This is a genomic window from Pseudomonas sp. NPDC096950 (assembly GCF_044762525.1).
GTDB lineage: Bacteria > Pseudomonadota > Gammaproteobacteria > Pseudomonadales > Pseudomonadaceae > Aquipseudomonas.
In genome coordinates this window covers 1-17,296 of sequence record NZ_JBIWEL010000045.1, presented here as the reverse complement: position 1 = coordinate 17,296, position 17,296 = coordinate 1, and the positions used below count along the sequence as shown (strand labels likewise).

The 17,296-nt window shown below is 58.1% G+C and carries 16 protein-coding genes; 11 read left to right on the top strand and 5 right to left on the bottom strand.

Annotated elements, in window-relative coordinates; all coding sequences use genetic code 11:
• Positions 1-196 precede the first annotated feature (196 nt).
• The gene (locus ACIQY3_RS33925) at positions 197-1,579 is read right to left on the bottom strand and encodes a lysozyme inhibitor LprI family protein (protein WP_403028952.1); all 1,383 of its coding nucleotides are present in this window, start codon (positions 1,577-1,579) and stop codon (positions 197-199) included.
• Between the two features lie 289 nt (positions 1,580-1,868).
• On the opposite strand from ACIQY3_RS33925, the gene ACIQY3_RS33920 reads away from it, so the two are divergent.
• The 4 genes from ACIQY3_RS33920 to ACIQY3_RS33905 all read left to right on the top strand — a co-directional run bounded on the left by ACIQY3_RS33920 (position 1,869) and on the right by ACIQY3_RS33905 (position 7,155).
• The gene (locus ACIQY3_RS33920; RefSeq protein WP_403028949.1) at positions 1,869-3,473 is read left to right on the top strand and encodes a response regulator; all 1,605 of its coding nucleotides are present in this window, start codon (positions 1,869-1,871) and stop codon (positions 3,471-3,473) included.
• A complete protein-coding gene (locus tag ACIQY3_RS33915; RefSeq protein WP_403028946.1) occupies positions 3,470-4,159 on the top strand; it encodes a sensor histidine kinase in 690 nt (229 codons plus the stop codon). Before ACIQY3_RS33920 ends, ACIQY3_RS33915 begins: the two co-directional genes overlap by 4 nt.
• Positions 4,160-4,467: 308 nt before the next feature.
• A complete protein-coding gene (locus tag ACIQY3_RS33910; protein WP_403028956.1) occupies positions 4,468-5,709 on the top strand; it encodes a glutamine synthetase family protein in 1,242 nt (413 codons plus the stop codon).
• Between the two features lie 69 nt (positions 5,710-5,778).
• On the top strand, positions 5,779-7,155 hold the full coding sequence (locus ACIQY3_RS33905) for an MFS transporter (protein ID WP_403028941.1): 1,377 nt from the start codon (positions 5,779-5,781) through the stop codon (positions 7,153-7,155).
• A gap of 66 nt (positions 7,156-7,221) precedes the next feature.
• Here the strand turns inward: ACIQY3_RS33905 and ACIQY3_RS33900 are convergent, their stop codons facing one another.
• From ACIQY3_RS33900 to flgA, 4 genes are all read right to left on the bottom strand, one after another.
• Positions 7,222-7,968 (bottom strand): flagellar brake protein, encoded by a 747-nt coding sequence (locus ACIQY3_RS33900; RefSeq protein WP_403028939.1) that lies wholly within the window; start codon positions 7,966-7,968, stop codon positions 7,222-7,224.
• 91 nt (positions 7,969-8,059) lie between these two features.
• Complete coding sequence (locus ACIQY3_RS33895; RefSeq protein ID WP_403028937.1) at positions 8,060-8,527, bottom strand: flagella synthesis protein FlgN; 468 nt, start codon at positions 8,525-8,527, stop codon at positions 8,060-8,062.
• Positions 8,528-8,575: 48 nt separating this feature from the next.
• Positions 8,576-8,902, bottom strand: coding sequence for a flagellar biosynthesis anti-sigma factor FlgM (gene flgM / locus ACIQY3_RS33890; RefSeq protein WP_054054809.1), 327 nt, complete (start codon positions 8,900-8,902; stop codon positions 8,576-8,578).
• A gap of 150 nt (positions 8,903-9,052) precedes the next feature.
• Positions 9,053-9,814 (bottom strand): flagellar basal body P-ring formation chaperone FlgA, encoded by a 762-nt coding sequence (flgA, locus tag ACIQY3_RS33885; RefSeq protein WP_403028934.1) that lies wholly within the window; start codon positions 9,812-9,814, stop codon positions 9,053-9,055.
• 85 nt (positions 9,815-9,899) lie between these two features.
• Between flgA and ACIQY3_RS33880 the strand changes: the two genes are divergently transcribed.
• From ACIQY3_RS33880 to ACIQY3_RS33850, 7 genes are all read left to right on the top strand, one after another.
• The gene (locus tag ACIQY3_RS33880; RefSeq protein WP_403028932.1) at positions 9,900-10,832 is read left to right on the top strand and encodes a chemotaxis protein CheV; all 933 of its coding nucleotides are present in this window, start codon (positions 9,900-9,902) and stop codon (positions 10,830-10,832) included.
• A 46-nt stretch (positions 10,833-10,878) separates the two neighbouring features.
• A complete protein-coding gene (gene cheR, locus ACIQY3_RS33875; RefSeq protein ID WP_054054816.1) occupies positions 10,879-11,706 on the top strand; it encodes a protein-glutamate O-methyltransferase CheR in 828 nt (275 codons plus the stop codon).
• Positions 11,707-12,066: 360 nt separating this feature from the next.
• A complete protein-coding gene (gene flgB, locus ACIQY3_RS33870; protein ID WP_223516188.1) occupies positions 12,067-12,474 on the top strand; it encodes a flagellar basal body rod protein FlgB in 408 nt (135 codons plus the stop codon).
• 3 nt (positions 12,475-12,477) lie between these two features.
• Entirely contained in the window at positions 12,478-12,921 is a 444-nt protein-coding gene (gene flgC / locus ACIQY3_RS33865) for a flagellar basal body rod protein FlgC (RefSeq protein ID WP_054054819.1), read from the top strand.
• 15 nt (positions 12,922-12,936) lie between these two features.
• Positions 12,937-13,665, top strand: a complete 729-nt coding sequence (gene flgD, locus ACIQY3_RS33860; RefSeq protein ID WP_403028927.1) for a flagellar hook assembly protein FlgD — start codon at positions 12,937-12,939, stop codon at positions 13,663-13,665.
• A 31-nt stretch (positions 13,666-13,696) separates the two neighbouring features.
• Positions 13,697-15,028, top strand: coding sequence for a flagellar hook protein FlgE (gene flgE / locus ACIQY3_RS33855; protein WP_054054823.1), 1,332 nt, complete (start codon positions 13,697-13,699; stop codon positions 15,026-15,028).
• A 526-nt stretch (positions 15,029-15,554) separates the two neighbouring features.
• Positions 15,555-17,296, top strand: a 1,742-nt coding sequence (locus ACIQY3_RS33850) for a beta strand repeat-containing protein (protein WP_403028923.1), incomplete at its 3' end; no start/stop codon positions are given.

Below are 17,296 nucleotides of genomic sequence, written 5' to 3'. Positions count from 1 at the left end.
GATGGTAGTGTGGGGTTTCCCCATGTGAGAGTAGGTCATCGTCAAGATTAAATTCCGAAACCCCTATCTGCGTATGCAGGTAGGGGTTTTGTTTTGCCTGCAGGAAAGTGGCGCAGCAAACAGCGAAAATTAAAAAGCCCCGTCAGAAGCACTGATGGGGCTTTTGCATTCGCAAACTAAAGAACCAAGGCACCAACTAGCCGCCATTGTCCCCCTCGACTTTACCCATTGAGGTGACCACATCGGTCATGCGGCGTTTTCCATTCACTTGGTAACTACGTTCTGTTTCTTCCAGGTCGGGCTTGCGCAGCACTAATTGGGCTCCAAGCCCATCCTTGGCGCTGTAACTCCCAAACCAATCCACCATCCTTCCGATGTAGCACTGCCCTCCAATGACAACAGGCATATCACCAACAATTTCGAAGGTGTAATGTCCTGGGCCATAACCGTAGTAGGCACCGTCACCTTCCCCGGACGGGGGAATTGGGCAAATGGGTTCTTTTTGTTCACCTACATCGTTTGCTTCGGTTTTGCTGACTTTGCCCAGTGCCTGAGTGAGTGCGCCATGCAGCGCATCGTCCAAGGTGACGCTCGTGTCGCTGGCTTCATCTTTTTGAATCTTGGGGACAGACAATTGATAACGGTAGTGAACCGTCACAATGGGCACGGCTCCCGTAACTTCGAGAGGATTGAGCAGATAAAGCTGATCAACGCCGTAGTAGCTGTTTCGGTAGGCCGCATACACACGACCACGGAGGTTTATCCAGTCCACGGATTGGTTCGCCCCTCGATCATTGAGCGATAGCAAAAAACTGTTGGAACTCGATTCAGAGTCGAGAGCACTTGTCCTCCTGACAAACACATCTCCCGTGCGGTGATACGTTTCTATATAAGAAAATAAGCCAGTGCCACCTGCGTAGGTGTCGACAATCAGATCCCGCCGTCCATCCCCGTCCAGATCCATCAACGTATACGTGCTTTTTCCAGACTCGCTGGCCCCCTCGATTTTGGAAGCGATGAGAGCGTTCCACTCATCTGGCGTGACGCCCTTGGGGGCCGCTGTTGGAAAATGCGCTTCGTCTGCCGAGGCGTCGTCCTCCTCTACATCTGAAAACTGAGAAGCGTCTGTTTTGATCGCCAGTGACTCAAGTGTTCGCTCCAGTGGAAACTCCGCATCGGCGTTACTTGCGGTTTGTATCGCTCGTCGCAGATCTTCCGCGGCTAACTTGTCGACATCCAAAGGCTTGTAGGCGACGGCTTCATTCAATTGCATTTGCAGTGACTGAACGCGCTCGCGGTAGCGTTGATCAAGGCAATCCTGATTGTCGGTACATTGATCGCGTGTCTTCAGCCAGATGCGCTGGGCCGTCTTCAATTCAGCCTGGGCTGCAGGGCTGGCCTTGAACAATCCTCGGTAAATCCCGCCCATCTGGGTATCGAGTTCATATAGCCCATTATTCGCACAGATGGTTTTCTCAACGGCGCTTGCCGCTTTTGTACAGTCCATTCCAGTCGCCAGTGCATGCTGAGCCGACAGCAGGGCACAAGCGGACAAAATACAGCGTCCTTTGATGTACACAGTAATATGGCCTTGAGTTCATAGAGTAAGTACGTCGCGACGCCGTCGAGTGTGCATCAAGGCCGGCACCGATGCAGCCAAATGCACGTTTATACGTCTACCGCTTCAAGGGAACGCTACTCCTGGCCGATAACCCGAACGGTTGAGGTTCTCTTTGCTTGCGGCAACCTGCGAGTTTATGAGAAATCGCTTGATAGCCTTTTGCCGCCAGCTATTATCTGCGCGCCGATAGGGCAACGCCGTGTAGTTGCCTTTGGGTTGTTCTTCTTAAATTGCCTGGAAATCTTCGATGCTGTCGTATCACCAAAAGAGTTTTCTGATCGTCGATGATTTCTCGGATTTCCGCAGCTCCGTCAGGTCCATGCTGCGGGAGCTGGGCATCAAGGATGTCGACACCGCTGATACCGGTGAGCAGGCGCTGCGCATGTGTGCGCAGAAGTCTTACGATTTTATCTTGCAGGATTTTCACCTGGGCGATGGCAAGAAGAACGGTCAACAGGTGCTCGAAGACCTGATGATCGAGAAGCTGATCAGCCATGAAAGCGTGTTTGTCATGGTCACCGCCGAGACCAGTCAGGCCATGGTGCTCAGTGCCCTGGAGCATGAGCCCGACGCGTACCTGACCAAGCCGTTCAACCGCTCCGGCCTGGCCCAGCGACTGGAGCGACTGGTACAGCGCAAGACGTTGCTCAAGCCGATCCTGCAGGCTCTCGACCGTGGTAAACCGGTCGAGGTGCTCAACGCTTGTATCGCCTTGTGCAAGCAGGACATCCGCTACTCGCCGCTGTGCCTGCGTTATCGCGCCGATGCCCTGCGCGACCTGAACCAGAACGAGGCGCTGGAGCGCCTTTACGACAGCATCATCGCGGATCGACCGTTACCATGGGCGTTTGCCGGATTGGGCAAGTTGCTGTTCAAGCGTGGCCAGGTCAGCCAGGCCAAAGGTGTCTACGAAAAGGCGCTGAAAGTCTTCCCGATGATGCCCGCGCTCTATGACGGCATGGCTGACGTGCTGGTCGCCGAAGGTGATACCAAGGGCGCCCAGCGAGTATTGGAAGAAGCCATTCGCCTGTCGCCACTGGCGGTTCGCCGGCAAGCGTTGCTGGGTAAGCTGGCGATGACCAACGAAGATTTTGAAACCGCCTCCAAAGCCTATCGTCAGGCGGTGGCTCAAGGTGCCCAGTCGCGTTTCAAGGATGCGGAAAGCAACCTGGGACTGGCCCATGCCTTGATCAGCAAAGGCAGTGAGAAGGGGCTCGATACCCGGACCCGATTGGAAATCAACACGACGCTCAGCGCGGTGGCCAAGGAGAACCCTTCCGATCCCGGCCTGCAGATTCGTGCGCGGCTGATGAAGGCGACCAGCCTGTTACTCAACGATGCCGAGACCGCCGAGAAGCTCACCGAGCAAGCGATGATGCGCCTCGATGGCATGGAGCAATTCATGAGTGCCGAAGCGGCGCTGCTGGTGGCCAAGCAACTGCAAATGCTCGGCCAGGCCAGCGCCGGCGCGTCGATGCTGAAAAACTGTGCGGAGATCTACGGTGACGATCCTACGGTGATGCAGGGCATTGCCAAGCTGACCGACGACCCGACCATTCTCAACGCCGGTAACGCCGCTGCCGATCTCAACCGCCAAGGTGTGCGCGTGTACAAGACCGGCAACCTGGTGGAAGCGCGGGACGTGTTCCGCAAAGCCCTGGCGCTGCAACCGAAGAACATCAGCATTGCGCTGAACATGGCGCAATCGCTACTGCATGGCACGGACACCAGTGTGCCGTCGGCGGAACTCGAGGAGTGCCAGGCCTGCCTGAAAATGGTCGGCCTGATGCCCGATACCGACGCGCGTTTTTCCCGTTACCAGAAACTGCGAAGCAAGGCGTTTGGCGAATGAACGACAGCGAACAGGCACTCGATTTCTCCACGGTGATTGCCTCCACCGTGCACGACATGAAGAACTCCCTGGCGATGCTGATGCAGGCTCACAGCCAATGGCTGGCGCGCATGCCCGATCAGCAGCAATCCAAAGAGCAGGGCGTCATCGACTTCGAATTCGCGCACCTCAACGGCATGCTCGTGCAGCTATTGGGGCTGTATAAGCTTGGGGTCAACCAGATGCCCTTGCAGCCGGCTTACCATGAGCTGGACGACTTCATCGAAGCACAACTGGCGGCGCACCAGGAGGTGTTCGCCAGTCGCGGCATCATGGCGACCTACGAAGTGGATCCGCTGAGCCCGTTGGGTTTTTTCGACCGCGAGTTGATCGCTTCGGTATTGGCCAACTGCATCAACAACGCGATTCGCTACGCCAAGGATGCGCTGTTGATCACGGTCAGCGATGAGGCCGGTCAGTTGGTGATCACCATCAACGACGACGGCGAGGGCTATCCGCCCGCGATGATCGAACGCCAGGCTGATTACGTGCAGGGCATCAACCAAAGCTCTGGCAGCACTGGCCTGGGCCTGTACTTCGCCGGTCGGATTGCGGCGTTGCATCAGCGCAATGGCGTCGGCGGCTATACCCGCATCAGCAACGGCGGCCCATTGGGCGGTGGTGTCTTCAGTCTTTACCTCCCTTGATACATTTCTCTCTGGCAGGCGTTGCCGAAGGCTGCGATCTTTTGACTGTGTGGAAGCAAGATCAAAAGATCGCAGGCTTCGCCAGCTTCTACAGGGTGTAGGGCATCGGTTGGTTTTTTGTTCGGGAGTGCTTGATATTCCGAACGGCCGGAGCCTATTTTGTACGGGTCGCCGTTCGCGGCTCGCACAACAACAAGGATTGCGTCATGACAACCGATGGCCAGCGTTCACTCGCTCAGCGATTGACGGGCATTGATGAGATTGAATGTGTCACGCCGGATTTGAACGGCGTACCACGGGGCAAGGTAATGACCGCCGAGGGATTCCTCGAAGGGCGACGGTTGCAGATGGCGCGGGGTGTGCTGCTGCAATGCATCATGGGCGGATATCCGCCAGCGCGTTTTTACGGCAGCGATGATGGCGACCTGGCGCTGGTGGCGGATCCTGCGCAGATTCATCGCTTGCCCTGGAGCAAGCAGCCTCGGGCATTCGCCATTTGCGATGCCGACGAACTGACCGGCGAGAGTTCCTCTCTATCGACTCGCGGCCAACTCAAGGCTGTCATCGCCCGTTACGCCGCACGCGGCCTCGCGCCGGTGGTGGCGACCGAGCTTGAATTCTTTGTCTTCGCGCCCAACCCCGATCCGACGCAACCCTTCCAGCCGCCGCTGGGCCTGGACGGTCGTCGCGAGGACGGTCATTCGGCGTTCAGCGTCAGCTCCAATAACGGCTTGCGCCCATTCTTCAGCGAAGTCTATGAGTGCATGGCGGCCCTGGGCTTGCCGCGCGATACCTTCATGCACGAGATGGGCGTCAGCCAGTTCGAGATCAATCTGCTGCACGGTGATCCACTGCTGCTGGCCGACCAGACCTTTTTGTTCAAGCACCTGCTCAAGGAAGTCGCACTCAAGCACGGCCTGACTGTGGTGTGCATGGCCAAGCCATTGGCGCACACGCCGGGCAGTTCGATGCATATTCACCAGAGCATCGTCGAGATCGGCAGCGGTCGTAATGTGTTCAGCGACAAGGCAGGGGAACCGACCGCGACCTTCCGTCATTTCATTGGTGGTCAACAGGCCGGCATGGCCGACTTCACGGCGTTGTTTGCGCCGAACGTGAATTCCTATCAGCGCTTGTGCCATCCGTTTGCGTCGCCGAATAATGCCTGCTGGTCCCACGACAACCGGGCGGCGGGTTTGCGCATTCCGGCCAGTTCGCCGGTGGCCCGTCGCGTGGAGAACCGCTTGCCCGGCGCCGATGCCAACCCGTACCTGGCGATCGCCGCAAGCCTCGCCGCGGGGCTGCACGGCATCGAAAACGAGCTGGAACCGAGCGAAGCCATCCAGGGCGAATTCGTGGTGCCGGATAATCTTTCGTTGCCATGTACCTTGCACGCTGCCCTCGAACGTCTGAAACGTAGCCAATTGGCGAAGGAACTGTTTGGCAAGGAGTTCATCGAAGGTTACATCGCTTCGAAGACCATGGAGTTGACCAGCTTCTTTGATGAAATTACTCCCTGGGAACGGCGTGTTTTAGCAGCCCAGGCCTGACGATCTCTCGTCTCCGGGCTATCGTTTGCGATAGCCCGATCCCACTGCAAGGAGCCGCTCGGAACGCCGATGCGCCAAATCTGGAAATCCTTTCGAGCGCTGTATTTCGCCTCGCTGATGATGTTGATCGGCTCAGGCCTGTTAAGTACCTATCTGGGCCTGCGCCTGGCCGCTGACCATGTCGATAGCTTGTGGGTCGGTGCGCTGATGGCGGCCAACTATTTCGGCCTGGTGCTGGGCGGCAAGATCGGCCACCGGCTGATTGCCCGGGTCGGCCATATTCGCGCCTATGCAGCGTGCGCCGGGATTGTCGGCGCTGCGGTGTTAGGCCACGGTTTGATCGACTGGTTGCCCGCGTGGCTGTTTCTGCGGGTCATCGTCGGTCTTGGCATGATGTGCCAATACATGGTGATCGAGAGCTGGCTCAATGAGCAGGCTGAAGCCAAGCAACGTGGGCTGGTGTTCAGCGGCTACATGATCGCCTCGTACCTGGGGCTGGTGTTGGGTCAGTTGATTCTGGTTCTGCACCCGGCCCTGGGCCTGGAACTGCTGATGCTGGTCGCCCTGTGCTTTGCGTTGTGCCTGGTGCCGGTGGCCCTGACTCGACGCATTCACCCGGCGCCTTTGCATCCTGCACCGATGGAGCCAAGGTTCTTCATCAAGCGCGTGCCGCAGTCGTTGAGCACGGTGTTGGGCGCCGGGTTGATCGTCGGCTCGTTCTACGGTCTGGCGCCGCTGTATGCCTCTCAGCAGGGCTTGTCCACGGAGCAGGTCGGTCTGTTCATGGGTAGCTGCATTTTTGCCGGACTGGTGGTGCAGTGGCCGTTGGGCTGGTTGTCCGATCGGTATGATCGGGCGCTGCTGATCCGCTGCTTTGCCTTGTGCCTGGCGGTTGCCGCGTTGCCATTGGCGATCATGACCGAGGTGCCGCTGGAGGTGCTGTTCATCGCCGGGTTCCTCTGCTCGCTGGTGCAGTTCTGCCTGTATCCGTTGGCCGTGGCGTTCTCCAATGACCACGTCGAGGGTGATCGCCGGGTGTCCCTGACGGCCATGTTGCTGGTGACCTACGGTGTCGGGGCCAGTATCGGGCCGTTGGTGGCCGGCGTGCTGATGAAACTGTTCGGCAGCCACATGCTGTATGCCTTCTTCAGTTTTTTTGCGTTGGTGCTGGTGTGGCGGATTCGCCCGAAAGCGGTGACCAACCTGCATGTGGTCGACGACGCACCATTGCATCACGTGGCCATGCCGGACAGCATGTCGAGTTCGCCGCTGGTGGCGGCCCTTGACCCACGGGTCGATGAGCAAGTGGTGCAGGATCAGATGCAGAATCCGATCGAGCCACACCCAGAGCCCGAGCCGGAAGTCGATCCGTCCCCGGAAGATCCGAATGATCCGGAAGACCCGGACACCGGCCGCGAACAAAGCTTCACCGAGGCCAGGCCTTAAACTCGACGCATAAAAAAACGGGCAGTCACCGCAAGGGACTGCCCGTTTTTTATTGAAGCGCCGAGGTTACATGTCGTCTTTGTCGAAACGTCGGGCTTCGCGTTGCAGCTGATAAACGAAGCGCTCGACCTGCCGTTGCACCAGGCCGCTCATGTTGTGAAAGCGCACGCCGGCGAAGGTGGTGGAGATTCTTTCTTCGAAGTGCAGGTAACGCAGTTCCACCGGGGCGGTCATGCTGCCAAAGGGCAGGGCGGCGATAAAGCGGTCATACACCTGGCCCAGTTGCAGGCTGGAGGTGATGTCGCCCTCGAAACGCAACTTGCAACCGGTGGCGGAGATGTCCAGCAACTTGCCGCTGATCGGCGACTTGAGCTTTTCACCGCCCAATTCGACATTGACCAGTTGTGCGAGCTTCAACGCAGCGCGAAAGGCATTGCGACGCTGGTGGTAAACCACTTCGGAAGGCAGCGCGCCACGGTAGCAACGACCGCCGCCGGACTCGTCGATGGTCAACGGACCGTTACTTTCCCAGGCAATGCGCACGCCGTCGTGAAAGCCTTCGACCTTGAACGGCTCGCCGGCCAGCAGGTAGCGTTCACCGTCGCGGGGGATCATTTCATCCAGGGCGATCATGTTGCTGTCACGATCAAGGTCCACCAGATAACTCTGGAAGCGCTGGCTGCGCTCGTGGAACGTGATGATCAGCGGGTCATGGCTGTCTTGCAGCTGCCGAAGATTGCCGGAGATTTCCAGAGGTGTGGTGAGCACCTTGGGTGGTTGCGGAGCGTCTTCCGCGCTTGAGGCATTGAACACGGTTCATCAATCTCCAGACAAAATATGACTACTAGCGGGCATTCTGCCAGTATGTTTCGCGTCTTGATAGGGCGTGCTCATTGGCGGGCTTTCAAGCCTGGCTGAGCGGACGTGGCTTCGCCATCTTCGCGGTTGAGCCGCGGGCGTCGTAGAGCGCTGGAGGTTCGCCACCGGTGAGGATTTTCAGCTGATTGGCCGTGGCGGCCTGCTGCATCAGGATCGACTGGCCATTCTTGACGTTGGCCGCCTGGCATTGAGCCAGGAGATCGGTCAGCACATCGCCTTGTTGCAGTAACTGGTCGCCGATGCTCGAGTGACCGGCGAGTTGCTCAAGGCCGCTGCGAGTGGTCGGCAAGTTGAGGCTGGCGAGGATTTCGCTGCGCTTGCGGCCATGCTGTTCGAGCAAAATGATCAATGCCTGTTTCTGCGCCAGAATTTCTTCGAGCAGTGGCATGTCGCGACCGTGCAAGGCGAGGGACTCGGTTTGCAGTAACTCCAGCAAGCGTTGAGCTGGAGCAAAGTCGTCGGTGATCAGTTGCAGTAGATTAGTGTCGTGCATGGCTGGCCTTGGGTTTTAAGCGTCCAAAAGCCTGGCGCAGGCGGTGGCCTAGCGCTGGGCTTCGAAGTTGAGCAGTTTGCTGGCTACACGGCTGCTGTCGACTTTATAGCTGCCATCGGCAATCGCTGCTTTCAACTCGGCCACACGGGCGTTATCGACGGCAGGCTGATCGCGCAGCTTGTCAGTGACCTTCTGCAACTGTTGAGCCTCATTGCTGAGATGTACCGATTCCCCGCTTGCGACGGTACTGGCCTGTTCGGCCGGGGTATTCAGCGGCGCGGATTTGCCGGCGTCGGCGGTTTCCTTGGCAACGCTGGTACGTGTACTGCCCGTAAGTGACGAGGAGCTGTTCAAACGGCTGAAATCGATGACCATGATAAAAAAACCTCTGGGTATTTGGACGCTTGCCATGTTTTCGGCAATACCTGCGAAAACTTTAGGCTCATTTAAGCAATGAGCTGCATGCGCCAGCGCTGCATGGGCACAGTTTAGGTAACAGCCTGCCAGAGCGCCATAGCCAGGTCCCTACATGGACACTTCCACTTGTCCCGGCGCGGTGACTTGCGCCTTGATGACCCGCATCGAATTCAGGTTTTTCACCCGTATTTGTTCGGCCAGGCCGCCATTGGAGAGGGCTTCGCCCGGCATGCGCACACTGAGCGTACCACTGCGGGCGGTAATCACCACCTGGTCGCCTTTGCGCACGACTTCCGCCTGTTCCAGATGAACCAGGGTTATCACCTGATCGCCTACCGTTGGTCGGGTAAGTTTCTGTCCAATTGCCTGGTCAACCGAGGTGAAATACCCCTGGTTGATCAGGCTGATGTCGCGCTCGCGCATTGCGACATCGCCGGGTTCGATAATGCCTGCGCGCTTGAGTGGGCGAGTGGTGATAACAACGTCTCGAAACAGGCGCACTTGAGCGGGCACGAACACTGTCCACGGGGAGCTGCCCTCACAGCGGACCTTGACCGTGACCCGGCCGATCGGGGTGGCCGGGCTCTCCAAAGAGGCTGTCAATTCCTTGTCGCACATGGGCATGCGCAAGCGCGGATCGAGCTGTTTGACCTCGATTTCATAGCGACCTTCCGTTTGACTGGTGGCCAGATAGTCTTCTACGGTGAATTCAAGAAAGCCCTGAGTGACGCCGATAAGCATGTCAGGCAAGGTAACCGCGTCAGCAACGGCAGGGCTGCCAAGGGGCAACAGGCAAACAGCCGACACCACGCAAAGCAATTTGCGGTAGTTTGATGTCAGGTGTCGGAAAAATGTCGTTTGTTCGTTCATACGGGTTAAAAAGCAAGCGCCGTGCCGTTTAGTGATGAATGTGCGTCGCAACACAACTTAGCGTTGTTGGTGTAGGAGTCTGGGCATGGCTGGTGTAATGGATTCGGTAAACCAGCGCACGCAACTGGTAGGGCAGAATCGCCTTGAGCTGTTGTTGTTCCGTCTCGACGGCCAGCAGCTGTATGGGATCAACGTGTTCAAGGTTCGTGAGGTGCTGCAATGCCCCAAACTGACTCTGATGCCCAAGTCCAGTCCCGTCGTGTGCGGTGTGGCAAATATTCGTGGGGCGACCATCCCGATCCTTGATCTGGCGATGGCGACCGGTGCCGGTGCACTTAAAGATCAAAGCAATCCCTTCGTGATCATCACGGAGTACAACACCAAGACCCAGGGTTTTCTGGTCCGGTCGGTAGAGCGCATCGTCAACATGAACTGGGAGGAGATTCATCCGCCACCCAAGGGCACAGGGCGCGATCACTACCTCACGGCTGTGACTCGGGTCGACAATCAGTTAGTCGAAATCATCGACGTCGAGAAGATCCTCGCGGAGGTGGCGCCAACGCCGGAAGCGATTTCGGTCGGTGTGGTCGACGTCGAAACCCAGCACAAGGCGTTGTCCTTGCGGGTGCTGACGGTCGATGACTCGTCGGTGGCGCGCAAGCAGGTCACGCGTTGCCTGCAGACGATCGGTGTCGAAGTGGTGGCGTTGAACGACGGTCGGCAAGCGCTGGACTACCTGCGCAAACTGGTCGACGAGGGCAAGAAGCCGGAAGAAGAGTTCCTGATGATGATTTCCGACATCGAGATGCCGGAGATGGACGGGTACACCCTGACGGCCGAGATCCGCGCTGACCCGCGCATGCAAAAGCTTCATATCATCCTGCATACTTCGTTGTCGGGTGTATTCAATCAGGCGATGGTCAAGAAAGTCGGTGCCGATGACTTCCTTGCCAAATTCCGTCCTGATGACCTGGCATCCCGGGTAGTCGACCGGATCAAAGCAGCAGATATCAGCTAGGGGCCTTTTGCCCCTGGCGGTCAACACGATTTAAGAGGCGGTATCTTTGTCTACGGGTAATTTGGATTTCGAACAGTTCCGGGTCTTCCTGGAAAAAGCCTGTGGCATTTTGCTCGGTGAAAACAAGCAATATCTGGTCTCGAGCCGTCTCAACAAACTGATGGAACAGCAGGGCATCAAATCCCTGGGTGAGCTGGTCCAGCGCATCCAGACCCAGCCGCGCAGCGGGTTGCGCGAGATGGTAGTGGATGCCATGACGACCAACGAAACCCTGTGGTTTCGTGACACCTATCCGTTTGAAGTCTTGAAGAACAAGGTACTGCCCGAAGCGATCAAGGCTGCTCCCGGTCAACGCCTGCGCATCTGGTCGGCGGCGTGCTCGTCGGGACAGGAACCGTATTCGCTGTCGATGTCGATCGACGAGTTCGAGCGGACCAACATGGGCCAGTTGAAGATGGGCGTGCAGATCGTTGCCACCGACCTGTCCGGCACCATGCTGACCAACTGCAAGACCGGCGAGTACGACAGCCTGGCGATCGGTCGCGGTCTGTCGCCGGAACGCCTGCAGCGTTTTTTCGATCCGAAAGGGCCGGGGCGCTGGGCGATCAAGGCGCCGATCAAGAGCCGGGTCGAGTTTCGTTCGTTCAACCTGCTCGATAGCTACGCCGCCCTGGGCAAGTTCGACATCGTGTTCTGCCGCAACGTACTGATCTACTTCTCCGCGGAGGTGAAGAAAGACATCCTGTTGCGAATCCACAGCACGTTGAAGCCAGGTGGTTACCTGTTCCTCGGCGCTTCCGAAGCGCTGAACGGTTTGCCGGATCATTACCAGATGGTCCAGTGCAGCCCGGGGATCATTTACCAGGCGAAGTGATATTTGGCGGCATCAAAAAACGGGAGTCCTCAGGGGCTCCCGTTTTTTTTTGCCTGCTCATTTCCCATAAACACCGCCTACCAAATGTGGGAGCGGGCTCGCTCGCGAAAGCGGCCTATCAGTCAAAGCATATGCCGACTGATACACCGCCTTCGCGAGCAAGCCTGCTCTCACAAGGCAAAGTCGTTGCCGATGGCAAAGCGGCAGAAAAGCGGCAGGCGGCGGAAACCCGTTGCCGCTTTTCTGGCATTGCCGCTTTGCCGATGCCCGCAAAGCCCCGGTTTACGGCGTTTTTTGAATTGGCACGCGGCTTGCTATGTTCAAGTTACGAAAAATCAGGTCACCCGAAGGTTTCCCGACATGAGCATCAGCTTCGATAAAGCGCTCGGTATCCACGAACAAGCCCTGGGCTTCCGCGCCCAGCGTGCCGAAGTCCTGGCCAACAACATCGCCAACGCCGACACCCCGAACTACAAGGCTCGGGATCTGGACTTCTCCAAAGTGCTTGCCGCACAGAACGAGAAAACCAAGAGCGGTACTTTCGCCTTGAACATGACCAACAGCCGTCATATCGAAGCTGAAGGCCTGGGCAATGGCGACGAGTCGCTGCTGTATCGCACGCCGATGCAACCGTCGATCGACCAGAACACCGTGGACGCCCAACTGGAACAGTCGAACTACGCGGAAAACGCCGTCGGCTTCCAGGCCAGCTTCACCCTGCTCAACAGCAAATTCAAAGGGCTGGTTTCAGCCCTGCGTGGAGAGTAAGTCATGTCCCTTGCCAGTGTTTTCAACATTGCCGGTAGCGGCATGAGTGCCCAGACCACGCGCCTCAACACCGTGGCCTCGAACATCGCCAACGCCGAAACCGTCTCGTCGAGCATCGACCAGACCTATCGCGCCCGTCACCCGGTGTTCGCCACCATGTTCCAGGGCGGCCAGAACGGCGGCAGCGATTCGCTGTTCCAGAGCCAGGACGCCGCCGGCCAAGGCGTGCAAGTGCTGGGCGTGGTCGAAGACCAGAGCAACCTTGAAGCACGCTACGAGCCGAACCACCCGGCCGCCGATGCCAAGGGCTACGTCTACTACCCGAACGTCAACGTCGTCGAAGAAATGGCCGACATGATTTCCGCGAGCCGTTCGTTCCAGACCAACGCTGAAATGATGAACACCGCCAAAACCATGATGCAGAAGGTCCTGACCCTCGGTCAGTGATAAGGGGCGACTCAGATGAGTGTTACCGATTCCACCAGCGGCCTCAGCATCAACGACATCCTGGCGAACTCTTCCGTCAAGTCCAGCAGCTCCACGTCGGGCGGCATTGCCTCCGCGACTAACAGCGCGACGGGCGGCCAGACGCTGGGCAAGGATGCGTTCCTGCAATTGCTGGTCACACAGCTCAAAAACCAGAATCCGCTGGACCCGCAGGACAACAGTGCGTTCGTCGCCCAGTTGGCCCAGTTCAGCAGCCTGGAAGGCATCACCACGCTCAACAGCACGGTCAGCTCGATTGCCGGCAACTACAGCTCTTCGCAAGCGTTGCAGGCGTCGTCCCTGGTTGGCCGTTCCGTGATCGTGCAGACCAACAATATCCAGGTCGATGATCCGACCAAAGCTGTGAACGGTTCGGTGAACCTGACCTCGTCGATCGCCAGCGGCACCGTGACCATTGCCGACAAAGACGGCAAGACCGTCCGGACTATCGACCTGGGCACCCGCGCGGTCGGCAGTTCCAGTTTCACTTGGGATGGCAAGGATTCGAGCGGCAACCCCGTTCCGGTCGGCGCCTACACCATCAAGGCCAGTGCACCGATCAACGGCACGGCGACGGACCTGGCGGTGTACCTGCCGGCTACCGTCAACAGCGTGACCCTGAGCCAGACCGGCGGCGAGCTGATGCTCAACCTCGCAGGCCTGGGCCCGGTCGCCCTGTCCAAAGTTCAAACCATTGGTATATAGAGCCGACTAACCCGGCACAAAGGAGTGGAATATGTCTTTCAATATCGGCCTTAGCGGTCTCTATGCAGCCAACAAACAACTGGACGTGACCGGTAACAACATCGCCAACGTCGCGACCACCGGTTTCAAATCCTCCCGTACCGAATTTGAAGACGTCTACTCGGCGACCAAGCTCGGCAGCGGCAGCCAAGTGGTCGGCAGCGGTGTGCGCCTGGCCAACGTTTCCCAGCAGTTCACCCAAGGTGACATCAACAACACCGGTAACGTGCTGGACATGGGCATCAACGGCTCGGGCTTCTTCACCCTGAGCAACAACGGTGCGACGTCCTACACCCGTAACGGTACGTTCAAGGTCGACAAGGACGGTTTCATCACCAACACCGATTACACGTCCCGCCTGCAAGGCTACGGCGTGGATGCCAACGGCAAGATCATCAACGGCGTGTTGACTGACCTGAAACTCGACACCTCGAACCTGGCGCCGAAGACCACTTCGACCGTGACTTCGACAATCAACCTGAACTCGACGGCTCCGGTCATCGACGATACTGTCCCGGCTGGCAAGTTCAACCCGACACTGACGGCGACCTATACCAAGTCGTTCAGCACCCCGATCTATGACAGCCAGGGCAACCAGCACACCATGGATCAGTACATGGTGAAAACCGGTTCCAACACCTGGAAGGTCTACACCCTGGTGGATGGTCGTAACCCGGATGCGACCGGCAGTGATCCAACCGCTGCAGCGACCCCGCCGGTAGCCTCGACGCTGTCGTTCGACACCAATGGTAAATTGACTCAGGTCAGCACTCCGGCACCACCTGGTGCACCGGTCATCAGCAGCGACCTGAAAATGACTAGCTGGGTACCGGGCACTGTGACCAACGGCGTCTGGAAGGCCAACGGCGCGGCGGCCAACCCGGCAGGCGTGACGATCTCCATGGCCAATACCACCCAGTACAACGCAGACACCGCGCGTTCCATCCCGACCCAGGACGGTTACGCCACTGGCCAGATCACCAACTTGACCATCGACGGCACCGGCACCCTGTTCGCCAACTTCAGCAACAACCAGAGCAAGGCCATCGGCCAGGTTGCGCTGGCCAGCTTCACCAACGAACAAGGCCTGCAAGCGATCGGCGGCACCAGCTGGAAAGAGACGTTCGCCTCGGGTATCCCGGGCTACGACGCGCCGGAAACTGGCACTCTGGGTTCTATCCAGTCCAACTCCCTGGAAGAGTCCAACGTCAACCTGACCAACGAACTGGTCAACCTGATCAAGGCGCAGAGCAACTACCAGGCGAACGCCAAGACCATCTCCACCCAGAGCACCATCATGCAGACCATCATTCAGATGACCTGATATTGGTTGGGTTGTAGTGCTTTACCAAAAGCCCCTCGCGAGAGGGGCTTTTTTATGCGCGATGTAAAGGCGTACATTGAGATTTCTACCGTTCGTCGGCTTCTGTGGTGCGGAATTTGCAGCCTCGGCGGGCGAAGGTCAGCAAGCGTCAAACTTTCATGCGGCCTGCGTAAACTGGCCGGAGCAGACTTCGGCGAAATGGATGCGATGCACTCCACAAGGATGGAGCACAGTGAATAGTCATAAAGCCGTCAGTGCGTCCGCACGGGTGCTCCAACTGAAGCGAGGCGCGGGTATCTATCCCGCGCGTGTCACGATTTCCACTGTCCAACCGGCGAAGCCTCAAAGGCTGGCGCCGGTGCCGGGCACGCTGGGGAAATCGATGTTCAAGGCCGGTGCTGGAAGCGCCCTGTCTTATCTGCTCAAACCAACTAATGATCACGTTCAGCGGGCCGTCCATGAAGGATGAGGCGCCGCTATGGCTTCGTGTTGGCTACCGATTCATCAAAAAGGCAAGGAAGAAAAAATGGCTGTAATAAACGGAACATCGGGTACGGACACTCTGGTCGGCACGACAGCGGCGGATGAGCTGTACGGGTTTGCGGGGAATGACTCGCTGAGTGGTGGCGAGGGCAATGACCTGCTGGATGGCGGGGCAGGGGCGGATGTCTTGAATGGCGGGAACGGGATCGATACAGCGTCTTATGCCAATTCGACTGCTGGGGTGACCGTCAATCTGGTGACTGGTACCGGTCTTGGTGGAGACGCTCAAGGCGATACGTTGACCTCCATCGAAACGGTGATCGGATCGGCCTACAACGACACCCTCACCGCCCAGACCAGCGGCCACACCTTGAACGGTGGCGCGGGTGATGACGTTTATTACGTCAACGGCACTTCGGTCAACGTCGTCGAAGCAGTGGGCGGTGGTAATGACGAAGTGCGCACGATCCTCCTCAACTACACCCTCGCGGCAAACGTCGAGCGCCTGACTTACGTCGGCACGAGTTCCTTCACGGGTTATGGCAACGCGTTGGACAACGTCATTACCGGTGGGGCAAATAATGATTATCTAATGGGCGGCGCAGGTGCAGACCAGTTCATTGGCGGGGCTGGCATTGATACCGCGAGCTACTACGACAGTGTTTCCGGGCTGACGATCAACACCAAGACCGGCGTGCACACCGGCATTGCCGCAGGTGATACCTACGTCGGCATCGAAAATATCCAGGGTTCGAATTACAACGACACCTTCATCAGTGGCGCAGCGGCAGACCAGCTCGATGGTTCGAGCGGTATCGATATCATCGATTACTCCGGCTCGGACAGCGCGGTAACGGTCAGTCTGGTCAGTGGCGTGGTGGGTATCGGTGGCGATGCACAGGGCGACAAACTGTCGAACTTCGAGACAGTGATCGGATCGGCCTACAACGACACCCTGACTGCCCAGACCAGCGGCCACACCTTGAACGGTGGCGCGGGTGATGACGTTTATTACGTCAACGGCACTTCGGTCAACGTCGTCGAAGCAGTGGGCGGTGGTAATGACGAAGTGCGCACGATCCTCCTCAACTACACCCTCGCGGCAAACGTCGAGCGCCTGACCTACGTCGGCACGAGTTCTTTCACGGGTTATGGCAACGCGTTGGACAACGTTATTACCGGTGGGGCAAACAATGATTACTTGATGGGCGGCGCAGGTGCCGACCAATTCATTGGCGGGGCTGGCATTGATACCGCGAGCTACTACGACAGTGTTTCCGGGCTGACGATCAACACCAAGACCGGCGTGCACACCGGCATTGCCGCAGGTGATACCTACGTTGGCATCGAAAATATCCAGGGTTCGAACTACAACGACACCTTCATCAGTGGCGCAGCGGCAGACCAGCTCGATGGTTCGAGCGGCATCGACACCATCGACTACTCCGGTTCGGACAGCGCGGTAACGGTCAGTCTGGTCAGCGGTGTCGTGGGCGTCGGGGGCGATGCCCAAGGCGACAAACTGTCGAACTTCGAGACAGTGATCGGATCGGCCTACAACGACACCCTCACCGCCCAGACCAGCGGCCACACCTTGAACGGTGGCGCGGGTGATGACGTTTACTTCGTCAACGGCACCTCGGTCAACGTCGTCGAAGCAGTGGGCGGCGGCAATGACGAAGTGCGCACGATCCTCCTCAACTACACCGTCGCGGCTAACGTCGAGCGCCTGACTTACGTCGGCACGAGTTTCTTCACGGGTTATGGCAACGCTTCGGACAACAT

Coding starts and splice junctions, on each gene's coding strand:
- ACIQY3_RS33920 (WP_403028949.1), top strand. CDS start 1,869: ATGCTGTCGTATCACCAAAAGAGTTTTCTGATCGTCGATGATTTCTCG.
- ACIQY3_RS33915 (WP_403028946.1), top strand. CDS start 3,470: ATGAACGACAGCGAACAGGCACTCGATTTCTCCACGGTGATTGCCTCC.
- ACIQY3_RS33910 (WP_403028956.1), top strand. CDS start 4,468: ATGACCGCCGAGGGATTCCTCGAAGGGCGACGGTTGCAGATGGCGCGG.
- ACIQY3_RS33905 (WP_403028941.1), top strand. CDS start 5,779: ATGCGCCAAATCTGGAAATCCTTTCGAGCGCTGTATTTCGCCTCGCTG.
- ACIQY3_RS33895 (WP_403028937.1), bottom strand. CDS start 8,527: ATGCACGACACTAATCTACTGCAACTGATCACCGACGACTTTGCTCCA.
- flgM (WP_054054809.1), bottom strand. CDS start 8,902: ATGGTCATCGATTTCAGCCGTTTGAACAGCTCCTCGTCACTTACGGGC.
- flgA (WP_403028934.1), bottom strand. CDS start 9,814: ATGAACGAACAAACGACATTTTTCCGACACCTGACATCAAACTACCGC.
- ACIQY3_RS33880 (WP_403028932.1), top strand. CDS start 9,900: ATGGCTGGTGTAATGGATTCGGTAAACCAGCGCACGCAACTGGTAGGG.
- flgB (WP_223516188.1), top strand. CDS start 12,067: ATGAGCATCAGCTTCGATAAAGCGCTCGGTATCCACGAACAAGCCCTG.
- flgC (WP_054054819.1), top strand. CDS start 12,478: ATGTCCCTTGCCAGTGTTTTCAACATTGCCGGTAGCGGCATGAGTGCC.
- flgD (WP_403028927.1), top strand. CDS start 12,937: ATGAGTGTTACCGATTCCACCAGCGGCCTCAGCATCAACGACATCCTG.
- flgE (WP_054054823.1), top strand. CDS start 13,697: ATGTCTTTCAATATCGGCCTTAGCGGTCTCTATGCAGCCAACAAACAA.